The following is an 18999-nucleotide window of genomic DNA, read 5'->3' as shown; positions in this document are numbered from 1 at the left end:
AGGGGGTCCGCCACACCGGGCCGCGGAATGGCGCTCCCGGGCCGCGCGCTGCACCTGCCGTGACCGACGCGCTGACGCTCTTCGACGTGACTCCCGCCGAGGACGTCCTGCCCGAGGAGACGCCGGTCGACAACCGGTTGCTGCAGGTGCGCACCGTCTACGCCGAGCCCGCCGCCGCTGCGTCCCCGCGCGGCCGCCAGGTGCTCGCCCGGTTCCCCGAGGCCGAGGTGGTCGAGGTCGACTCGCACTGGCAGCTGCCCGAGCTGCACGGCAACGCCGGCAACGTCGAGCGCTGGGTGCGGGTGAAGAGCGAGACGTTGGTGCTCGGTGTGAAGAAGTCGCTGAGCACCCGGCCCAACGGCCGCTCCGCGGACTTCATCGCCCCCTCGACGGCCAACGGCTGCGCGATGTCCTGCGCCTACTGCTACGTGCCGCGGCGCAAGGGCTACGCCAACCCGATCACGGTGTTCACCAACATCGAGCAGATCACCGCCCACCTGCGCCGGCACGTCGCCCGCCAGGGCCCCAAGACCGAGCCGAACCAGTGCGACCGGGACGCCTGGGTCTACGACCTCGGCGAGAACAGCGACTGCTCCGTCGACGCGGTCGTCAGCGACAACGTGGCCGACCTGATCGCCACCTTCCGCGACCTCCCCACCGCCAAGGCGTCCTTCGCCACCAAGTTCGTCAACCGGCAGCTGCTCGAGCTCGACCCGGCCGGCCGCACCCGGGTCCGCTTCTCGCTGATGCCCGACGCCGACGCCCGGCTGCTGGACGTGCGCACCAGCCGGGTCGAGGAGCGGATCGCCGCGATCGACGACTTCGTCGAGGCCGGCTACGAGGTGCACCTGAACTTCTCCCCCGTGGTGCTGCGCGAGGGCTGGGAGGCGGACTGGACGGCGCTGCTGCAGGAGCTGGACGACCGGCTGTCGCACGCCACCAAGGCCCAGGCCGCCACCGAGGTGATCATGCTGACCCACAACGAGGGCCTGCACGAGGTCAACCTGGGCTGGCACCCGAAGGCCGAGGAGCTGCTCTGGCGCCCGGAGCTACAGCAGCCCAAGGTCAGCCAGAACGGCCAGCTCAACGTCCGCTACCGCAACGACGTGAAGCGGGCCGGCGTGACCCGGCTGCAGGAGCTGATCGGGCAGCACGCGCCGTGGCTGCCCGTCCGGTACGCGTTCTGATGACCGCCCTCACCGGCGTCGGGCTGTCGCTGCTCGACCGCTCCCGCACCCGGGCCGGCGAGCCGGACACCACCGGGGTGACCGGCACCGTCGAGCGCGCCGTCACCGCCGAGCGGCTGGGCTACGACCGCTTCTTCGTCGCCGAGCACCACGGTGTCCCCGGCGTCGCGAGCGCCGCGCCCGCCGTCCTGCTCGCCGCCATCGCCGGCCGGACGACGACGCTGCGGATCGGCTCGGCCGGGGTGATGCTCCCCCACCACCAGCCGCTGGTCGTGGCCGAGCAGTTCGCCATGCTGTCGGCCCTGGCGCCCGGCCGGGTCGACCTCGGGCTGGGTCGCTCCCCCGGCTTCACCCCACCGGTGCGCCGGGCCCTGCGCGAGCACGAGACCGACTTCGCCGCCGACCTCGCCGAGCTGCGCGCCCACCTGGAGGGGACGGCGGAGGTGACCGCGCGCCCCCGCCCGGCCGCGCCGATCCCGATGACCGTGCTGGCCACCGGCCGCGGGCTGCAGGTGGCCGCCGACCTCGGCCTGCCGGTGGTCGTCGGTGGTCCGCTGCTCGGCGTGGCCGGCGACCCCGAGCCGGGGCTGGCCGCGCTCGGCGCTTACCGGCGCAGCTACCGGCCGAGCGACCAGGCGCCGGAGCCCCGCGTGTCGATCAGCCTGGACGTGCTCGTGGCCGACACCGCTGCCGAGGCACACGAGCTGCTCCTCCCCGAGGCGTGGGCGATGGCGCAGGCCCGCACCGCCGGCGCCTTCCCACCGCTGGAGCCGGTCGCCGCGATCCGCGCGCACGACTGGACCCCGCGGCAGCGGCAATACGTCGAGCAGACCGCCGCCGCGGCGGTCGCGGGCACTCCCGACCAGGTCGCCGCGCGGCTGGCGGAGCTGCTGGAGCGCACCGGCGCCGCCGAGCTGATCGCCTCCAGCAGCACCTTCGACCGCGCTGCGCTGGCCGCCTCCGACGCCGCCCTGGCGCAGCTGTTCGGCCGTCAGCCGGCCGGCGGCAGGGCGCCGGCCAGCGCCGTCCCGTCGGGGGCGTAGACCACCGGGACCTCCCCGAACCGCGCCGACCGGGTCGAGGTGTCGCGCACGTCGCGCAGCAGCACCGCCGCCACCCGCTCCGGCTGGGCCCGGGCGAACTCCTCGTAGAGGGCCGGGTCGTGCTCGCCGGTGTCGCCGACCAGGGTCCACCGCACGCCGGGCAGGTCTGCGGCCAGCCGGCGCAGCGACGTCCGCTTGTGCGCCTGGCCGTCGCGGAAGAGGCGGTCGCGCGTCGGGCCCCAGTCGGTGAGCAGCAACGGCCCGGGCGGGAACCCGGCCCGCTCCAGGAACCGGGTGAGCGGCCCGGCCAGGTTCCACGGCCCGTTGCTGAGGTAGACGACCGGCACGTGCGGGGCACCGGCGGCCAGCTCGTGCAGCAGCGCCGCCATCCCCGGCACCGCACGCCGCTGGGTCATCGGCGTGACGAAGGTGCGCCAGGCGGCGCGCAGCGGGGTCGCGAGCCCGGTGACCAGCACGGTGTCGTCGACGTCGCAGACCACGCCGCGGGCGGCCTGCGGGGAGGCCAGGTGCACGACCGTGTGCGACTCGCGGTCGCCGGCCCGCAGCACCACCGGGACGTCGCCGGCGTCGGGCAGCGGCAGTTCCAGGGTGACGTCGACCAGCCCGTCGTCGTCGCTGCGCACGGTGCGCCGCTGGCCGGCGACGGTGACGGTCACCTCGGTCCGCGGGCTCTCCAGGGTCAGGAACCGCTGCCAGCCGGGCACCGCGCGCCGCTCCTCCGGGTGGGCGCCGGCCGGGGCGAGCAGCACCCGGCCGAGCACCCGCACCCGCCCATCGCTGCCGTAGCCGGGGTGCGCCAGCACGGCCGGGGTCCAGCCGGCGCGGCGGGCCAGCTGGGAGAGCAGGGCACGGACGGCGACGTCGGCGCGGCGGGCCAGCGCGGGGAGGGAGACCACCCCGGCAGACTGCCACCCGCGGACGACGGAACCGATCCGGGCAGATCGCGAGGACACGGCGCCCAGGTGGTGTCGCCGGCGCACCGGCTGTGCCACGGTGCACCCGCCCTGCTCAGCCAGCCGCCAGGAGGCGCCGGTGCCCGCCGTCGAGATGCACGCGGTGACGAAGTCCTACTCCCGGCGCGGCCGGGCCCCGCAGAAGGCGCTGGACTCCCTCGACCTGGTCGTCGAGACCGGCGGGGTGCACGGCTTCCTGGGGCCCAACGGCTCGGGCAAGACGACGTCCATCCGGGTGCTGCTGGGGCTGATCCGGCCCGACGCCGGCGAGGTGCGGCTGCTCGGCCGGCCCGTGCCGGCCGGGCTGCCCGAGGTGATCGGCAGCGTCGGCGCCCTGGTCGAGACGCCGCTGTTCTTCCCCGGCTTCTCCGGCCGGCGCAACCTGCGGCTGCTCGCCGAGACCGCCGGGGTGCCGCGCACGCGGGTGGAGGAGGTGCTGGAGACCGTCGAGCTGCGCGACCGGGCCGACGACCGGTTCAAGGGCTACTCGCTGGGGATGAAGCAGCGGCTGGGCATCGCCGCCGCGCTGCTCAAGTCCCCGCAGCTGCTGGTCCTCGACGAGCCCAGCAACGGCCTGGACCCGGCCGGCATCCGGGACGTCCGCGAGCTGATCCGCCGCCTCGGCCGGGACGGGTCGACCACGGTGCTGCTCAGCTCGCACCTGCTGGCCGAGATCGAGCAGGTCGCCGACCGGGTCTCGATCATGGCCCGCGGCCGCTGCATCGCCGCCGGCCCGGTGCACGAGGTGCTGGCCGGCCGCAGCACCGGCGACGTCCGGGTGAAGGTGCCCGACCGGGCCGCCGCGACCGCCGTGCTCACCGCCGCCGGCTACACCGTCACCCCGACCGACGACGCCCTGGTCGTCGCGGCGGTGCGCGGCCCGGGCGAGGTCACCCGCGTGCTCGCCGAGCACGGCCACTACCTGGAGGAGCTGACACCGGTGGCAGCGGACCTGGAGAGCGCGTTCCTGGCGCTGACGGCGGAGCCGGCATGAGCGCCGTCCAGACCCCGCCGGAGGCCCCGGCCACCCGGCCGGCCGGCCGGTTCGGCGGCCTGCTGACCGCCGAGGTGCACCGCTTCGCGGCCCGCCGGTTCATCCACGTGCTGCTCGCCCTCGCCGCGCTCGGCTGGGCCGCGGTGACCGTCATCGGCCTGATCGGCTACGCATCGCCGACGCCGGAACGGCTCGCCGCGGCCGAGCAGGCCCGCATGGAGCAGGTCGAGATGCAGAACGAGGGGCGCGAGCAGTGCCTCCGGGACGCCGCGCCCCCCGACGACCTGACGCTCGAGCAGTGGTGCGGGCCGGAGACGACCACGGACGACGTCCCGCTGGACTGGTTCCTGACCCCGGCGCCGTTCTCGCTCTCCGCCGACGGCGTCGCCGGCGCGGTGGCGTTCAGCGCGGCCGGCTCGGTGCTGGCCTTCCTGGTCGGGGCCACCTTCGTCGGCGCCGAGTGGTCGACCCGGTCGATGATCGCGCTGCTGTTCTGGGAGACCCGGCGTCCCCGGGTGCTCGCGGCCAAGATCGCGGTCGTCGCGGTCGCCGCCGCGGTCCTCGGGGTGGTGGCGCAGGCCGCGTGGCTGGCGATGGCCGGCCTGTGGCAGGCGTTCGTCGGCGACGGGGTCGCGCTGCCCGGCGGCTTCTGGCCGGAGCTGCTCGGCACCGCCGGCCGCGGGGTGCTGCTCACGACGCTGGCCGGGCTGCTCGGCTTCGGCCTGACCAACCTGGTGCGCAACACCGGCGCGGCGCTGGGCGTCGGCTTCGTCTACTTCGCGGTGCTGGAGACCGCGGTGCGGGCGATCCGCCCGGAGTGGCAGCCGTGGCTGCTCACCAACAACGCGACCGCGCTGGTGCTCCCGGACGGGCTGACCCTCTACACCGGCTACGACCAGGTCACCGGCCAGTCCACGGAGTACCTGCTGGGCAACCTGCAGGCCGGCGTCTTCATGGCGGTCGTGACGGCCGTCGTCCTGGGGATCGGCATCGTGCTGTTCAGCCGCCGGGACCTGCACTGAGCCCCGCACGCACGGGCGCCGTCCGGCCGGCGAGCCCGGCGGACGCCGCCGGCATCGGCCCCTGCCACCTCGCCTGCTGGCAGGAGACCTACGGCGGCCTGCTCTCCCCCGCCTTCTTCGCCGCGCGGTCACCCGACCGGTTCGCCGTGAACTGGGGCCGCCTCCTGGCCGACCCGGACACCGCGCCCGTCGTCGTCGCCGAGGTGGACGGCGAGGTCGTCGGGTTCGCCCAGGCCGCGGCGAGCCGCGACGAGCCCCCGGTCCGGGCGGAGGAGCTGAGCACGCTGTACCTGCGGGCCGCGCAGCACGGCAGCGGCCTGGGTCAGGCGCTGCTGGACGCCGTCCTCGCCGGCCGGCCCGCCTCGCTGTGGGTGGCCGAGGAGAACCCCCGGGCGATCGCGTTCTACCGGCGCAACGGCTTCACCCCCGACGGCGCGCGGCAGGTCGACGACGCGTGGGAGGGCCTGGCGGAGGTCCGCCTGGTGCGCTGAGCCGCGGGCGCTTGACGACCTGATGACATCCGTTTCGCGGCGGGGCGGGTGCCGGGTAGGCGCAGGTCATGGACACCGACCTCGAGTCCGCCACCCGTACCGAGCTGCTGCGCCGCGCTCGTGAGCAGGACGTGCCCGGGCGCTCGTCGATGACCAAGGAGCAGCTGCTCGAGCACCTGCGACCGGCCGCCGACGGCAACCGCAACGGCGACCGCGACGCCACGGTGCGTGGCGACGGCCGCCGTCCGGTCTGCTCCCGGGTCGAGGCCTTCCGCCTGCTGGCCGAGGCGCGGGCGCGCGGTGAGATGGTGCTGATCCCCCGGATGCTCAGCGGCAACGACCGCCGGGTGCACGTCCGCGAGACCGTGCGGGAGGACCACGAGACCCGCATCGCCACCGGTGACCTGGAGGCGCGCGACAAGTTCGACAAGCTCGCCGGCTCGGTCTTCCACTTCTTCCGCGGCACCAACCTGCTCTTCTACCGCGACCTGGTCGGCGAGGACTCCCGGCTGCCCACCGTGCTCGCCCTCGGCGACGTCCACCCGGGCAACTTCGGCGTGATGCCCAGCTCGGACAACGTGCCGGTCTTCGGCGTCAACGACTTCGACGACGCCTACTACGCCCCCTTCACCTGGGACCTCAAGCGCGGCGCCGTCGGCTTCCTGCTCGGCGCCGCGGAGAAGGGCGACCTGAGCCGGAAGAAGCAGCTCGCCGTCGCCCGCCGGTTCGTGCGCGGCTACGTCGACGGGATCGCCTCCTACGCCGCCGACGGCCGGGAGCACACCGAGCAGCTGCGGCTGGACAACGCCCCGCCGCTGATCGCGGGACTCATCTCCCGCACGCTGGAGACCAGCCGGGCCGAGTGGCTGGCCGAGGACCTGCTGGACGAGACCCGCCGCGGGTTCCGCACCGACGACGAACTGGTGCCGGTCAGCAGCCGCCGGGCCGAGTTCCAGGAGGTCGTCGACCGCTACGTCGCGGAGAACGAGGTGGCCGTCCCCGAGCGGGCCGGGCGGATGCGGGTGAAGGACGTCGCCGAGCGGCGCGGCGCCGGCACGGCGTCGCTGGGGCTGACCCGGTACTTCGTGCTCGTCGCCGGGGTGCGGGACGACGGCACCGACGACCTGCTGCTGGAGTTCAAGCGCGCCCGCCGGTCCGCGCTGGCCGGGCTCGTGCCGCCGTCGGGATACGAGCTCGACGCGCAGGCCGACCGGATCCGGCACGCGCAGCGGGTGCACCTGGTCGACGGCGACGTCTTCTACGGCAGCGTCGACATCGACGGGCAGAGCTTCATGGTGCGGGAGCGGGCGCCGTTCCGGGACGACATCAGCCTGGGCTCGCTGTCGACGGGCGAGTGGAAGGAGTACGCGGAGATCTGCGGGCGGGTGCTGGCGCACACGCACGCGATGTCCGACGAGAGCGGCAACGTCGACTACGACGTCGAGCCGGCCATCCTCGACGCCATCGGCGGCCGCGACCTCTTCGTCGACGACGTCCTGCGCTTCGCCGAGGAGGCGGCCGACCGCGTCCGCCGCGACCACGAGCACTTCGTCGCCGACCACGCCCTCGGCGCCTTCCAGAACGTGGACGTCGTCTACCGCTGACCTCCGGTGCCCGTCGCGTCGTGCTGCAGCAAGAGACGGCTGGGGTGCCGGCGCAGCGGGTCGAGGTCATCGATGACCCGGATCCGGGTCATCGCCACCGGTGGTCGCGATGACCCCGTCGACCCCGGAGTCGGTGGAGGCGGCGAGGGTGTCGACCACCACGCAGCACGGTGGCTGCCCCACCCACCTCGCCCCTGCCACCGAGCCCTCCCTGCTGCCGAGCCCCTGCTGCCCAGCTCGTTCGCGGCGGAGCTCGACCGCGGCGGAGGCCGATCGCGGTGGAGGCCGATCGCGGTGGAGGCCGATCGCGGTGGAGGCCGATCGCGGTGGAGGCCGATCGCGGCGGAGGCCGATCGCGCCGATTCTGCGCGGCCAGAACTGTCGTACCCCTCCCCTAGTTTCGGTTCATGACGATGGCGGCCGCGGGTGCTCCTCCCCGCACACGGTCGGCCAACGTGGTGCTCGAGCTGCGCTACCCGGAGTCCGAAGGCCCGGTGCCGGCGTCGGAGTGGCCTGATGACCTGCTGGCAGCACGGCTGCAGGGGCTGCAGCGTCGGCGGGCGATGGTCGCCGCGGAGGAGGCCGAGCTGATCCTCGCTCTGGCCGGCGCACGTCCCGCCTCAACCGATCCCGCCCCTGACGCCCCGGGTGCGCGGCGGGCGGGGTGGACCAGACAGCCGGACGACGGTGAGGTGAGTGAGTTCTTCACCGCCGAGCTGGCCGCGGTGCTCAACGTGGGGCGGGGAACGGCGGCGATCCGGCTCACCCGCGCCCTGACCTGGGCTCGGAGGCTGCCGGCGACCTTCGCTGCGTTGCGGGCCGGGGAGCTGGACGAGCGGCGGGCGCAACAGCTGGCGGACGCGCTGAAGTCCGCTCCCCGCGACGTCGCCGCCCGCGTCGAGGAGCGGCTGCTCCGTGAGGCCCACGACCTGTCGGTGACCAAGCTCGGCAAGCGGGCCACCGAACTCCTCCTGGAGCTGGATGCCGAGGCCGCCGAAGAGGCGCGGGTGGAGGCCGAGAAGGCCGCTGACGTGCACGTCCACCCCTCGCCTGCAGACGGCCGGGCGGTGCTGGCGGTGGACCTGCCCGCCGATCAGGCCGCCGCAGCGCACGACCTGCTCGACCAGCTGGCCCGGATGCTCAAGGCCGACGGCGACGAGCGGCCGATCGGTCAGCTGCGCACGCTGGTGGCCGCGGCGCTGATCCTCCGCCCCGCCGACCACGGCCTCCCGCTGGTCGCCGCGAACCTCACGATCACCGCTGCCCTGGAGGCGCTGGAAGGCGGGCCTGCGCCGGGTGAGGTGAACGGGCTGCCGATCACCGCCGCCCACCTGCGCGACCTCCTCGCCCGGATCGGCGCGCTCGGCCTCACCGCTCCCGACGGTGGCACCCTCGACTACGCGATCACCGGCCCCGACGGGGAACTGCTCGCCACCCTCACCCCCGCCGAGCTCACCCGGCTGGCGCAGCGGGGCTGCCCGCGGCACCCCAACACCGCTGCCGCCACCTCCGGCAGCGGCCAGGGTGACCGCACCGCAGGTGATGGCGTGCCCTGCGGCTGCCCGCTGCTGGGAGCACCGCCACCCACCGACCGGTACCAGCCCACCCCCCGGCAGCGTGCGTTCGTCACGACCCGCGACCGGCACTGCCGTTTCCCCACGTGCGGTCAACGCGTCGGCATGGCCGACCTCGACCACGTCACCGCCCATTCCTGCGGCGGCACCACCGACTGCACCAACCTCTGCTGCCTGTGCCGCTCCCACCACCGGCTGAAGACCTTCGCCCCTGGATGGCGATTCGCCATGAGCCCCGACGGCACCCTGCAGGTCACCACCCCTTCCGGGGTCACCCGCGCCACCCGACCACCCGGCCTCCGACCACGAGAACCCGAGCCGGCGGGGCCCGGCCCTGGCTCGGCCGGGACACCCACTGGACCCGAACCGCCGACCGATGCACCCGGCGACGACCCGCCGCCCTTCTGACCCGCTCGTACCTGAGGTCTCGACGTGTCCGCATGCCGCCCTGTCGACATGCGGACACGTCGACAGGGCGGTCACCTCGACGAGCAATCACCTCAATGGGCAACCACCTCGACGAGCAACCACCTCGGCGAGCAGTCACTCCGGCGGTCCGGCCCCGGCAGACCCTCGAGCAGGTGCTCGGCCACCCGGTCGACCTGCTCGCCCACCCGCAGGGGGTGTGCCACCAGGAGACGCTGACCCACGTCTCGGCGGCCGGCCACCGTGCGGCGGTCCACCTGTTCGACCCGACCGACCGGTACCGACCCGCACCGACCCCCGTACCGACCCGACCGACCGGTACCGACCCGTACCGACCCGACCGACCCGACCGACCGGTACCGACCCGCCCGACCCGGCCCCGCCCCTGCTCACCATCCGTCGGATCACGCCGCCGCCCACCTGGGACGGCACCACCCCGCTGGCCCACCTGGACAGCGACTCCTGACCGCCCCCGCCGCTGGGCGGCGGTGAGGAGCGCGACCGGCTCACCGGCGGTGATCCGGGCCGGCACCCACCGCAGCTACGGTTGGCTCGTGGCCCGGGTGGTGGTGATCGGCGCCGGGCTCGGTGGGCTGGCGGCCGCGGCCCGGCTCGCGACGGCCGGTCACACGGTCACCGTGCTGGAGCAGGGCCCCGTGGTCGGCGGGAAGCTGGGCTGGTTCGAGCGCGATGGCCACGGCTTCGACACCGGCCCCAGCCTGGTCACCCTCCCCCAGGTGCTCCGCGACCTCTTCGCCGCCACCGGCGCCCCACTGGACGAGGTCCTGCAGCTCCAGCGGCTCGACCCGGCCGTCGCCTACCGCTTCGCCGACGGCACGACGCTCGACCTCCCCGGCAACCGCGAGCGCATCCCCGCCGCACTGGACCAGGCCCTCGGCGCCGGCGGCGGTGCGCAGTGGACCGCGCTGCTCGACCGCGCGGAGGCCATGTGGCGGGCCACCGAGCAGCCGTTCCTGCGTTCCCCGCTGGCCGGCGCCGGCACCTTGCTCAGGCTGGCCCGGCAGACCTCCGACCTGCGCACCATCGCCCCCGGCCGCACGCTGCGCGGCCTCGGCAGCCGGTACCTCACCGATCCCAGGCTGCGGATGCTGCTGGACCGCTACGCCACCTACTCCGGCTCCGACCCGCGCCGGGCCCCCGCCGCGCTGCTCACCGTGCCGTACGCCGAGCAGGCCCACGGCTCCTGGTACGTCCCCGGTGGGCTGCGCCGGCTGGTCGAGGCGGTCGCGGACCGGGCCGTGGAGCGCGGTGCCACCGTGCGCACCGACTCCCCCGTCGCCGAGGTGCTGATCGCAGGCGGCCGGGCCGCCGGCGTGCGACTGGCCGACGGGGAGCGGGTGCCGGCCGACGTCGTCGTCAGCAACGCGGACGCCACCGCCCTCTACCGCGACCTCCTGCCACCCGGCGCCCCCGCTCGCAGACCACGCAGCGCGCTGCGCCGGGTCACGCCGTCGTCCTCCGGGCTGGTGCTGCTGCTGGCCCTGCGCGGCAGGACGCCCGGCCTGGCCCACCACACCGTGCTCTTCCCGGCCGACTACGACGCCGAGTTCGACGCGCTCTTCGGGCGGAACGGCGCGAAGCGGCCGGTGGCCGATCCGACCGTCTACGTCAGTGCTCCCGACGACCCGGCCACCCGGCCCGACGCCGACAGCGAGTCGTGGTTCGTGCTGGTCAACGCACCGAGACACGAACCGGGCACCGGGGTCGACTGGACCTCCCCCGGGCTCGCCGACGCGCAGGCCGACCGCGTGCTCGACGTGCTGGCCGCGCGCGGGCTCGACGTGCGCGACCGGGTGCGCTGGCGCGTGGTGCGGACCCCGGCCGATCTCGAGCGGGAGACGGCCAGCCCCGGCGGGTCGATCTACGGGACGTCGAGCAACGGCGCGCGGGCGGCGTTCCTCCGCCCGGGCAACGCCTCCCCCGTGCCCGGCCTGTTCCTGGTCGGCGGCTCCGCGCACCCCGGCGGCGGGCTGCCCCTGGTCACGCTCTCGGCGGAGATCGTGGCCGGGCTCGTCGGACCGGCCTGAGTGCGCCGGGCTGAGTGCGCCGGCCGGGCGGCGCACGGCTAGGATCCGCACTACCTACAGACCACTAGGTAGCACCGAGGGGACCCCCGTGAGCACTGACGCTCAGCAGCACACCGCCTTCGACGAGGCCGTCGCCGCCGTCCGCGGCGGAGCCGACGTCCAGGCCGAGGCCCGGCAGCTGTTCGACCGGCTCACCCCGGACGAGCGGCTCGGCCTGCTCGACGGCGACTGGGAGTTCTGGGACGGCTTCCTGGCGATGCTGACCGGCGGCTACAACACCGAGCCCATCCCGCACGGCGCCGTCGCCCGCCTCGGCATCCCCGGCACCCAGTTCGTCGACGGGCCGCGCGGCTGCGTCTCCGGCAACGGCACCGCCTTCCCGGTCTCCATGGCCCGCGGCGCCACCTGGGACCCCGAGCTCGAGGAGCGGGTCGGTGAGGTCATCGGCCGGGAGGTGCGCGCCGTGGGCGGCAACTTCTTCGGCGGCGTCTGCATCAACCTGCTGCGCCACCCCGCCTGGGGCCGCGCGCAGGAGACCTACGGCGACGACCCCTTCCACCTCGGCGAGATGGGCGCGGCGCTGGTGCGCGGCACCCAGCGGTACGTGATGGCCTGCGCCAAGCACTACGCGCTGAACTCGATGGAGAACGCCCGCTTCACCGTCGACGTCACCATCGACGAGGCCACCCTGCAGGACGTCTACCTGCCGCACTTCAAGCGCACCGTCGACGAGGGCGTCGCGGCGATCATGAGCGCCTACAACTCCGTCAACGGCGAGTGGGCCGGGCAGAACCACCACCTGCTCACCGAGGTGCTGCGCGACCAGTGGGGCTGGGACGGGATCACCGTCAGCGACTTCATCTGGGGCCTCCGCGACCCTGCCGCCTCGCTGGCCGCGGGCCTGGACCTGGAGGAGCCCTTCCGCCAGCAGCGCGCCCAGGCGCTGACCCCCGACAACGTGGACGCGGCAGCGGTCGAACGCTCCGGCGTCCGGATGATCGCGGCGATGCTGCGCTCCTACGCCGCCCGCGAGGACGGCGCCTTCGGTCCCGAGCTGATGGCCGACGACGACGCCCGCGCGCTGGCCCGCGAGGTGGCCGCCCGCGCCATGGTGCTGCTGCGCAACGAGCCGGTCGACGGCGCCCCGCTGCTCCCGCTGGAGCCGGCGGCGGTCTCGAGCATCGCGGTCATCGGCCGGCTGGCCACCGAGGTCAACCAGGGCGACCACGGCTCCTCCGACGTCCGCCCGCCGCACAGCACCACGCCGCTGGAGGGCATCACCGCCGCCTTCCCCGGCGCCCGGGTCGTCCACGTCGCCGACGACGACCCCGCGGCCGCCGGGGAGGCGGCGCGGCAGGCCGACGTCGCGATCGTCGTCGCCGGGTTCACCGCCGAGGACGAGGGCGAGTACGTCGGCTCGGACACCATGAACGACCCGGACCTGCTCGCGCTCTACCCACCGCGGCCGGACGGCGTGCGGGCCACCGGCGACGAGGTGGTGATGACCGCCGGCGAGGGGTTCGGCGGTGACCGCGACTCGTTGCGACTGCGCCCGGAGCAGGAGGAGGTCATCCGGGCGACCGTGGCCGCCAACCCGCGCACCGTCGTCACGATGGTCGCCGCCGGCCCGGTGCTCACCGAGGCGTGGCGGCGCGAGGTGCCGGCGGTCCTGCTGCAGTGGTACGCCGGCATGGAGGGCGGCCCGGCGCTCGGCGACGTGCTCACCGGCGCCGCGGAGCCCGCCGGCCGGCTGCCGTTCAGCGTGCCGACCAGCGAGGAGCACCTGCCCTTCTTCGACCGGGACGCCACCGCGATCACCTACGACCGGTGGCACGGCCAGCGGCTGCTGGACCGGCTCGGCGTCGAGGCCGCGTACCCGCACGGGTTCGGGCTGTCCTACACGTCGTTCACCATCGGCGACGTGACCGCCGACGGGTCGACCGTGACCGCCACGGTGACCAACACCGGCGACCGCGACGGCCGGCACGTCGTGCAGGTCTACGGCCGCACCGGCACCGGCGGCTACGCCGGCGAGCGGATGCTGGTCGGCTTCCGCAGCGTCGCCGTCCCCGCCGGGCAGTCGGTCCTGGTCCAGGTGCCGGTGAGCCTGCTCGCGCTGGCCCGTTGGGACGACGACCGCCGCGAGCGGGTGCTGCCCGACGCCGCCGACGTCGAGCTGCAGGTGGGCGCGCACGCCACCGACCCGCAGGCCGTCGCCCTCCGGCTCGGCTGACCGGCGTGGCTGAGCCCCGCCCGCGCGGCCCGGGCAGCCGGTGGACGCCGGAGCAGCGGCGGCGGCAGATCCTCGACGAGGCGACCCGGATCGTCGGGCAGCGCGGTTACTACGGGTTCAGCGTGGCCGCCGTCGCCGATGCCTGCGGGCTGACCGTCGCCGGGTTGCTGCACCACGTCGGATCGAAGGACGGGCTGCTCGTGGCGCTGCTGGAGGACCGCGACCGCCGGGACGCCGCCGCCGTCGCCGGTGAGCTCGGTGCCGGCCTGGACGACCTGGACGGCTCCTCGGTGGCCGAGACGCTGGCGGTGCTGCGGGCGGTCGTCGTCCGCAACACCAGCCAGCCGGAGATCGTCCGGCTGTACTCGATGCTGCGCACCGAGTCGCTGTTCGAGGAGCACCCCGCGCACGGGTACTTCCGCGATCGGGACGCCCGGGTGCTGGCCACCTTCACCCGGCTGGTCACCGGGCACGTGGCCCACCCGGCCTCCACCGCCCGCCAGCTGCTCGCGGTGATGGGCGGCCTGGAGGAGCAGTGGCTGCGCACGCCGGACGAGGTGGACCTGGTGCGCGAATGGGACCGCGCCGTCGCGCTGCTCCTCCCCTGAACGCGGCAGTACCCGGGGCCTCGTAGCGGCTCCGGGTACTGCCGTCGGCTCTGCCGGGATGCCCACGCCGAGCGTGCGAGGCGTGGGGTCAGGCCCTCTCCAGGGCACCGCCCTGAGCGTGCGGAGGTGGGGAGGAAGGGGTCCTTCGACCTTCGTCAGGCGTCGCGGCGGCGGAGGACGACGTAGCCGGCGACCAGGACGGCGAGCGCCTCGGCGGCGAAGACCGCGAAGCCGGTCCACGGTGCGAGGACGGCGCCCCCGGTGAAGGGAGCCACCTGGGCGACCGATCCCCCGGCGTTGCCGGGCATCAGCTTGGCGACCCACTCGCCCCAGGTGCCGGGCAGCGCGTAGGCCAGGTTGCCGACGATCAGCACCAGCGCGATGCCCACGGTCAGTGCCGCACCGGTGTTCCGGATGAGGAACCCGGCGCCGAGGGCGAACACGCCCAGGCCGGCGAGGTAGAGCCCGTTGCCGATCAGCGCGCGCAGCACACCGTCGTCGGACAGCGCCAGGCCGATGCCCTCGCGGTCGAGGAACCAGTTGCCGCCGAGGTAGCCCAGGAAGGCGGTGACCACGCCGACGACGAACAGCACCCCGGCCAGCACCAGGGCCTTCGCCAGCACCACCCGGCCGCGGCGGGGCACCGCGGTCACCGAGGCCCGGATCATCCCGGTCCCGTACTCGCTGGTGACCACCAGCGTGCCCAGTGCGATCGCGGTGAGCTGGGAGAACAGCAGACCCCAGGTGATGAACGAGGCGGGCGACTCCCCGGTGTCACCCGCGGCCAGGTCCGCCGCCACGGCCCAGCAGATGAGCGTGGTGAGTCCGGCGCCGAGCAGGAAGAGCAGGCCCAGCGACCAGCCGGTGGAGCGCACCGTCCAGAACTTGACCCACTCGGCGTGCAGCACCTGGGCGAACCCGGGGCGCTTGACGCCGGGCACGTGCCGGTTCGGGTCCAGCCGGACGACGTCCGGGCCGGTGGGCGCAGCGGGTCGCGGCGGGGCCGCGCTGGCGGTCGGGGTGGCGCTCATCGGAGGGCTCCTGCGGTCTCGGTCGGGTGGGCCGCGTACTCGACGCTGTCCGCGGTCAGGGTCATGAAGGCGTCCTCCAGCGAGGACTGCACCAGGGTCAGCTCGTGCAGGTGGAGCCCGGCCCGGCCGACGAGCTCGCCGATGCCGGCGGCGTCCAGCCCCTGCACCCGCAGCTCGCCGTCCTGCCGGTCGACGTCCAGGCCGGCCTGGCGGAGCAGGGTCTCGACCTCCGCGGTCCGCGGGCTGCGCACCCGCACGTAGGAGGCGGCGTGGTCGGCGATGAACTGGCTCATCGAGCAGTCGGCCAGCATCCGGCCGCGGCCGACGACGACCAGGTGGTCGGCGGTCAGGGCCATCTCGCTCATCAGGTGGCTGGAGACCAGCACGGTGCGCCCCTGCGCGGCCAGCTCCCGGGCCAGGTTCCGCACCCAGCGGATCCCCTCGGGGTCCAGCCCGTTGACCGGCTCGTCCAGGACGACGACCGGCGGGTCCCCGAGCAGCGCGACGGCGATGCCCAGCCGCTGCCCCATGCCGAGGGAGAACCGGCCGACCCGCTGGTCGGCCACCGCCTCCAGACCGACGAGGTCGAGCACCTCGTCGATCCGGGCGCGCGGGATGCCGTTGCTGGCGGCCAGCCAGCGCAGGTGGTCGCGGGCACTGCGGCCCGGGTGCAGGGCCCGCGCCTCCAGCAGTGCGCCGACCTCGCGCAGCGGTGCCGGGGAGGCGGCGTAGCTGCGCCCGTTGACGGTGGCGCTGCCCGACGTGGGCCGGTCCAGGCCCAGGATCATCCGCATGGTCGTGGACTTGCCGGCCCCGTTCGGGCCGAGGAAGCCGGTGACCCGGCCTGGCTCGACGGTGAAGCTCAGGTGGTCGACGGCGGTCGTGGAGCCGTAGGTCTTGGTGAGTCCCCGGGCGACGATCACAGCGTCCCCCCGGGGCGGGCGGAGGAGGTGGTGTCCATGCCGACGAGCCTGTCGGCGCAACCGTGCCCACGACATCGGGGAGCGCCCTGAACCGACCCTGACCCGGCCCTGACCGGCGTCCCTGAGCGACCCCTGAGAGCCGAGGCCGCACGGGCTTGTCGGACCGAGGCCGCGAGGCTACCGTCCTAGTATAAGTCTCTGCTTATGAAGGAGGACTCATGACCATCGCCGACGCCGCCGCCTCCGTCGGGCTGGTGACCCGAGAGGTCCGCACCGGCTCCCGGGACGGCACGCCCACCCGGATCGCGGTCGCCCGCCGCACCTACCCGACCGACCGGGCAGACCTCTGGACCGCCGTGACCGACCCTGATCGACTCCCCCGCTGGTTCCTGCCGGTGAGCGGCGACCTGCGCGTCGGCGGCCGTTACCAGCTCGAGGGCAACGCCGGCGGCACCGTCGAGCACTGCGCTGCACCGGAGACCTTCTCGGTCACCTGGGAGTACGGGCCGATGGTGTCCTGGCTGCAGGTCCGATTGACCCCGGCCGCCGCCGGCACCGAGCTGGAGCTGCTGCACGAGGCTCCGGTCGACCCCGAGATGTGGGGGCAGTTCGGGCCCGGCGCGGTGGGCGTCGGCTGGGACCTGGGCCTGATGGGGCTGGACGTCCACCTGCGCAGCGGTGCCCCGGTCGACCCGGCCGAGGCGTTGGCGTTCCCCGTGTCACCGGAGGGCCGGGAGTTCGTCCGGCGGGCGGCCACCGGCTGGGCCGACGCCGCGGTCGCCGACGGCGACGAGCCGGGGCCGGCGCACGAGGCGGCGGCCCGTACCGTCGACTTCTACACGACCCCACCCGAGGACGCGCCAGGAGCACGGTGACCGGAGCATTCGAGGCGCTGGGAGACCCGGTCCGGCGACACGTCCTGGAACTGCTCGCCACAGGCGAGCGATCGGCCGGTGAGATCGTCGCCGCCCTGCAGGCCCGTGCGCCCATCTCCCAGCCCGGCGTCTCGCAGCACCTGCGGGTGCTGCGAGACGCCGGCCTGGTCACCGTGCGCGCCGAGGGGACGCGGCGGGTCTACGCACTCGACCCGGGCGGCCTGGACGCCGCCCGCGCATGGCTGTCCGGGCTCCTCGACCCGCTGGCGCAGTTCGCCCAGCCGCTGGACGCGCTGGCCACCGAGGTGGCCCGGGGCCGGCGGACCAGCCCGGCCGCGACCGGGCACCCGGACCGCCCCGCCATCGACCGCCGACGCCCCGCCTGACCGGTTCAGCCCCGGGCGCCGGCCACCCCGAGCACCGCGGCCAGGCCCAGCGCGCTGCGCGGGGCGTACGGGCTGCGCCAGAGCCCCCCGTGCGCGGCGGCGTACGCCTCGTCCTGCCACGGGTGGGCGTGCGCCGGGCCGCCGCCGGTGTGCAGGTCGTGCACGAGCAGCGCGGCCATCAGCACGTTCGACGTCGCAGGCTCGAACACCTCCACACCGAACCGGTGCGCCCCGGCGTAGGCGGCGGCCAGCGCCCGGTTCTTGACCACCGAGCGGGTGCGGGTGGGCGGCGCGACGTTCATCGACACGGTGCCGCCCGCCGCCCGGGCGACCTGGGCCCGCCAGCGCTGCAGCCGCTTGGCCAGCGCGTAATTCGGCCCCTGCTGCGGCACCAGGCTGTCGTTGACCCCCGGGTCGGCGCCGGGCAGGTAACCGCGGGCCAGCAGCCGCCCCGCCGACAGCGTGCGCAGCGGGCGGCCCAGCAGCTTCGCCGTCCGCGGACGACGCGCGTAGGCCGCGACGGAGAACTCCACCGCCTCGGCCGGGACGGCGAAGACGTCGGTCGGGGTGGCCAGGAACGCCAGCGCGAGATCGGGGCGCGCCGCGGCCAGCCGCAGGGTCAGCGCGTCGACCGCCGTGGACACCCGCACGTTCGTGGCCCCGTCGGCGTACACGTAGTTGCCGAGCACCGGCACGCCCGGCAGGTCGCTCAGCCAGTCGCCGACCTCGGGGACCCCGGCGATCAGGTCGGCGCCGGCGGTGCTCGCCAGGTCGCCGTCCGCGCTCGTCGGCACCAGCAGCGTGCCGGCGCCCCGGCGGGCGGTGTCCAGCACCCGCTGCCACAACGCCGGCCGCGGCAGGTCGACCGCGGCCACCCGGGCGCCCCAGCGGAGCAGCGCGGTGAGCGGCCCCATCTCCGCACCGGCCCCCAGCACGGCCACGGTGTGGTCGGGCAGCGCCAGCCACTGCGGGTGGTCGGCGACGGTGCGCACCGCCTCGGCGCAGCTGGGCTCGACCACCCCGGCCGCGACCCACGCGGCGAGCCGGCGGTGCAGGTCGTCGCCGCGCAGGCGGGCACCGCGGTAGGGCAGTGACAGCTCGCGCTCGGGCTCGGCCTCCCCGCGCAGCTCGACGGTGCGCAGCCGCTCTTCGCCCGGCGCCGTGCGCAGGGCGGCCAGGTCGTGCTCGCCGTCCGGCCCGGCCACCCGCATCCGGGCGTGCAGCGAGTCCAGCCCCGCCCCGGCGATCGACAGCGCGGCCTCGCGGGTGGAGAGCCCCGCCTCCACGGTGCGGCGCACGTGGGCCAGGTAGCCGGCCCGCCAGTTGGTCTCCTGCTCGGCCGCCCGCGCCCCGGTCGGGTCGACCGGGCGCAGAGCATCGGCGACCACCGCGCGGCCGAGCGTCGCGGTGCTGCGGCGTCCGTCCGGGCCGGCCGGGAAGACGACGCCGCGCTGTTCCTCGCTCATCCGAGCGATCCTGCCCGACCCGGCGGGCCGGTGGGGGGGGGGGGGGGCGGGCGCGCGCGCCCCGCCCGCCCCCCCCCAGACAACACCAAACAACACCGAAAAGAGGATCTCAAA

Annotated in this window: 17 protein-coding genes; 12 read left to right on the top strand and 5 right to left on the bottom strand. The window is 75.2% G+C overall.

Annotated elements, in window-relative coordinates; translation table 11 throughout:
- The first annotated feature begins 59 nt into the window (after positions 1–59).
- Positions 60–1187 carry a spore photoproduct lyase family protein gene (locus tag ACJTNH_RS15490; RefSeq protein ID WP_458177171.1) on the top strand — a complete coding sequence of 376 codons (1128 nt, stop codon included), beginning with the start codon at positions 60–62 and terminating at the stop codon, positions 1185–1187.
- Positions 1187–2230 carry an MsnO8 family LLM class oxidoreductase gene (locus ACJTNH_RS15485; protein WP_458177169.1) on the top strand — a complete coding sequence of 348 codons (1044 nt, stop codon included), beginning with the start codon at positions 1187–1189 and terminating at the stop codon, positions 2228–2230. The genes ACJTNH_RS15490 and ACJTNH_RS15485 overlap by 1 nt, the downstream gene beginning before the upstream one ends.
- On the opposite strand, the gene ACJTNH_RS15480 is transcribed toward ACJTNH_RS15485, so the two are convergent.
- Positions 2179–3147, bottom strand: a complete 969-nt coding sequence (locus ACJTNH_RS15480; RefSeq protein ID WP_458177167.1) for an App1 family protein — start codon at positions 3145–3147, stop codon at positions 2179–2181. The two genes, ACJTNH_RS15485 and ACJTNH_RS15480, sit on opposite strands and share 52 nt — an antisense overlap.
- A gap of 136 nt (positions 3148–3283) precedes the next feature.
- On the opposite strand from ACJTNH_RS15480, the gene ACJTNH_RS15475 reads away from it, so the two are divergent.
- The 5 genes from ACJTNH_RS15475 to ACJTNH_RS15455 all read left to right on the top strand — a co-directional run bounded on the left by ACJTNH_RS15475 (position 3284) and on the right by ACJTNH_RS15455 (position 9297).
- Entirely contained in the window at positions 3284–4198 is a 915-nt protein-coding gene (locus ACJTNH_RS15475; RefSeq protein ID WP_458177165.1) for an ABC transporter ATP-binding protein, read from the top strand.
- On the top strand, positions 4195–5220 hold the full coding sequence (locus ACJTNH_RS15470; RefSeq protein WP_458177163.1) for an ABC transporter permease subunit: 1026 nt from the start codon (positions 4195–4197) through the stop codon (positions 5218–5220). Before ACJTNH_RS15475 ends, ACJTNH_RS15470 begins: the two co-directional genes overlap by 4 nt.
- Complete coding sequence (locus ACJTNH_RS15465) at positions 5217–5711, top strand: N-acetyltransferase family protein (protein WP_458177277.1); 495 nt, start codon at positions 5217–5219, stop codon at positions 5709–5711. The genes ACJTNH_RS15470 and ACJTNH_RS15465 overlap by 4 nt, the downstream gene beginning before the upstream one ends.
- 68 nt (positions 5712–5779) lie before the next feature.
- Positions 5780–7315: a DUF2252 domain-containing protein gene (locus tag ACJTNH_RS15460; RefSeq protein ID WP_458177161.1), complete on the top strand. Its 1536-nt coding sequence runs from the start codon at positions 5780–5782 to the stop codon at positions 7313–7315.
- Between the two features lie 407 nt (positions 7316–7722).
- Entirely contained in the window at positions 7723–9297 is a 1575-nt protein-coding gene (locus ACJTNH_RS15455) for a DUF222 domain-containing protein (protein WP_458177159.1), read from the top strand.
- A 92-nt stretch (positions 9298–9389) separates the two neighbouring features.
- On the opposite strand, the gene ACJTNH_RS15450 is transcribed toward ACJTNH_RS15455, so the two are convergent.
- The gene (locus ACJTNH_RS15450; RefSeq protein ID WP_458177157.1) at positions 9390–9521 is read right to left on the bottom strand and encodes a hypothetical protein; all 132 of its coding nucleotides are present in this window, start codon (positions 9519–9521) and stop codon (positions 9390–9392) included.
- Positions 9522–9869: 348 nt separating this feature from the next.
- On the opposite strand from ACJTNH_RS15450, the gene ACJTNH_RS15445 reads away from it, so the two are divergent.
- From ACJTNH_RS15445 to ACJTNH_RS15435, 3 genes are all read left to right on the top strand, one after another.
- Complete coding sequence (locus tag ACJTNH_RS15445; protein ID WP_458177155.1) at positions 9870–11363, top strand: phytoene desaturase family protein; 1494 nt, start codon at positions 9870–9872, stop codon at positions 11361–11363.
- Positions 11364–11451: 88 nt separating this feature from the next.
- Positions 11452–13596, top strand: coding sequence for a beta-glucosidase (locus tag ACJTNH_RS15440; RefSeq protein WP_458177153.1), 2145 nt, complete (start codon positions 11452–11454; stop codon positions 13594–13596).
- Between the two features lie 5 nt (positions 13597–13601).
- Positions 13602–14204 carry a TetR/AcrR family transcriptional regulator gene (locus ACJTNH_RS15435; RefSeq protein ID WP_458177151.1) on the top strand — a complete coding sequence of 201 codons (603 nt, stop codon included), beginning with the start codon at positions 13602–13604 and terminating at the stop codon, positions 14202–14204.
- A 155-nt stretch (positions 14205–14359) separates the two neighbouring features.
- On the opposite strand, the gene ACJTNH_RS15430 is transcribed toward ACJTNH_RS15435, so the two are convergent.
- On the bottom strand, positions 14360–15235 hold the full coding sequence (locus ACJTNH_RS15430; RefSeq protein ID WP_458177149.1) for an ABC transporter permease: 876 nt from the start codon (positions 15233–15235) through the stop codon (positions 14360–14362).
- Entirely contained in the window at positions 15232–16158 is a 927-nt protein-coding gene (locus ACJTNH_RS15425) for an ABC transporter ATP-binding protein (protein ID WP_458177147.1), read from the bottom strand. Before ACJTNH_RS15425 ends, ACJTNH_RS15430 begins: the two co-directional genes overlap by 4 nt.
- Positions 16159–16376: 218 nt before the next feature.
- Here ACJTNH_RS15425 and ACJTNH_RS15420 point away from each other — a divergent pair, with 218 nt between their 5' ends.
- Entirely contained in the window at positions 16377–17033 is a 657-nt protein-coding gene (locus ACJTNH_RS15420; protein WP_458177145.1) for an SRPBCC family protein, read from the top strand.
- On the top strand, positions 17030–17419 hold the full coding sequence (locus tag ACJTNH_RS15415; RefSeq protein WP_458177143.1) for an ArsR/SmtB family transcription factor: 390 nt from the start codon (positions 17030–17032) through the stop codon (positions 17417–17419). The genes ACJTNH_RS15420 and ACJTNH_RS15415 overlap by 4 nt, the downstream gene beginning before the upstream one ends.
- Positions 17420–17424: 5 nt before the next feature.
- Here the strand turns inward: ACJTNH_RS15415 and ACJTNH_RS15410 are convergent, their stop codons facing one another.
- Positions 17425–18885 carry a hypothetical protein gene (locus tag ACJTNH_RS15410; RefSeq protein ID WP_458177141.1) on the bottom strand — a complete coding sequence of 487 codons (1461 nt, stop codon included), beginning with the start codon at positions 18883–18885 and terminating at the stop codon, positions 17425–17427.
- Positions 18886–18999: the final 114 nt, after the last annotated feature.

The organism is Modestobacter lacusdianchii (genome assembly GCF_054177765.1).
This window is presented reverse-complemented; position numbering and strand designations above follow the sequence as displayed.

Bases quoted from the DNA above. Each gene is read 5' to 3' on its own strand.
- ACJTNH_RS15455 (WP_458177159.1), top strand. From the start codon at position 7,723: ATGACGATGGCGGCCGCGGGTGCTCCTCCCCGCACACGGTCGGCCAAC.
- ACJTNH_RS15410 (WP_458177141.1), bottom strand. From the start codon at position 18,885: ATGAGCGAGGAACAGCGCGGCGTCGTCTTCCCGGCCGGCCCGGACGGA.
- ACJTNH_RS15470 (WP_458177163.1), top strand. From the start codon at position 4,195: ATGAGCGCCGTCCAGACCCCGCCGGAGGCCCCGGCCACCCGGCCGGCC.
- ACJTNH_RS15460 (WP_458177161.1), top strand. From the start codon at position 5,780: ATGGACACCGACCTCGAGTCCGCCACCCGTACCGAGCTGCTGCGCCGC.
- ACJTNH_RS15420 (WP_458177145.1), top strand. From the start codon at position 16,377: ATGACCATCGCCGACGCCGCCGCCTCCGTCGGGCTGGTGACCCGAGAG.
- ACJTNH_RS15485 (WP_458177169.1), top strand. From the start codon at position 1,187: ATGACCGCCCTCACCGGCGTCGGGCTGTCGCTGCTCGACCGCTCCCGC.
- ACJTNH_RS15430 (WP_458177149.1), bottom strand. From the start codon at position 15,235: ATGAGCGCCACCCCGACCGCCAGCGCGGCCCCGCCGCGACCCGCTGCG.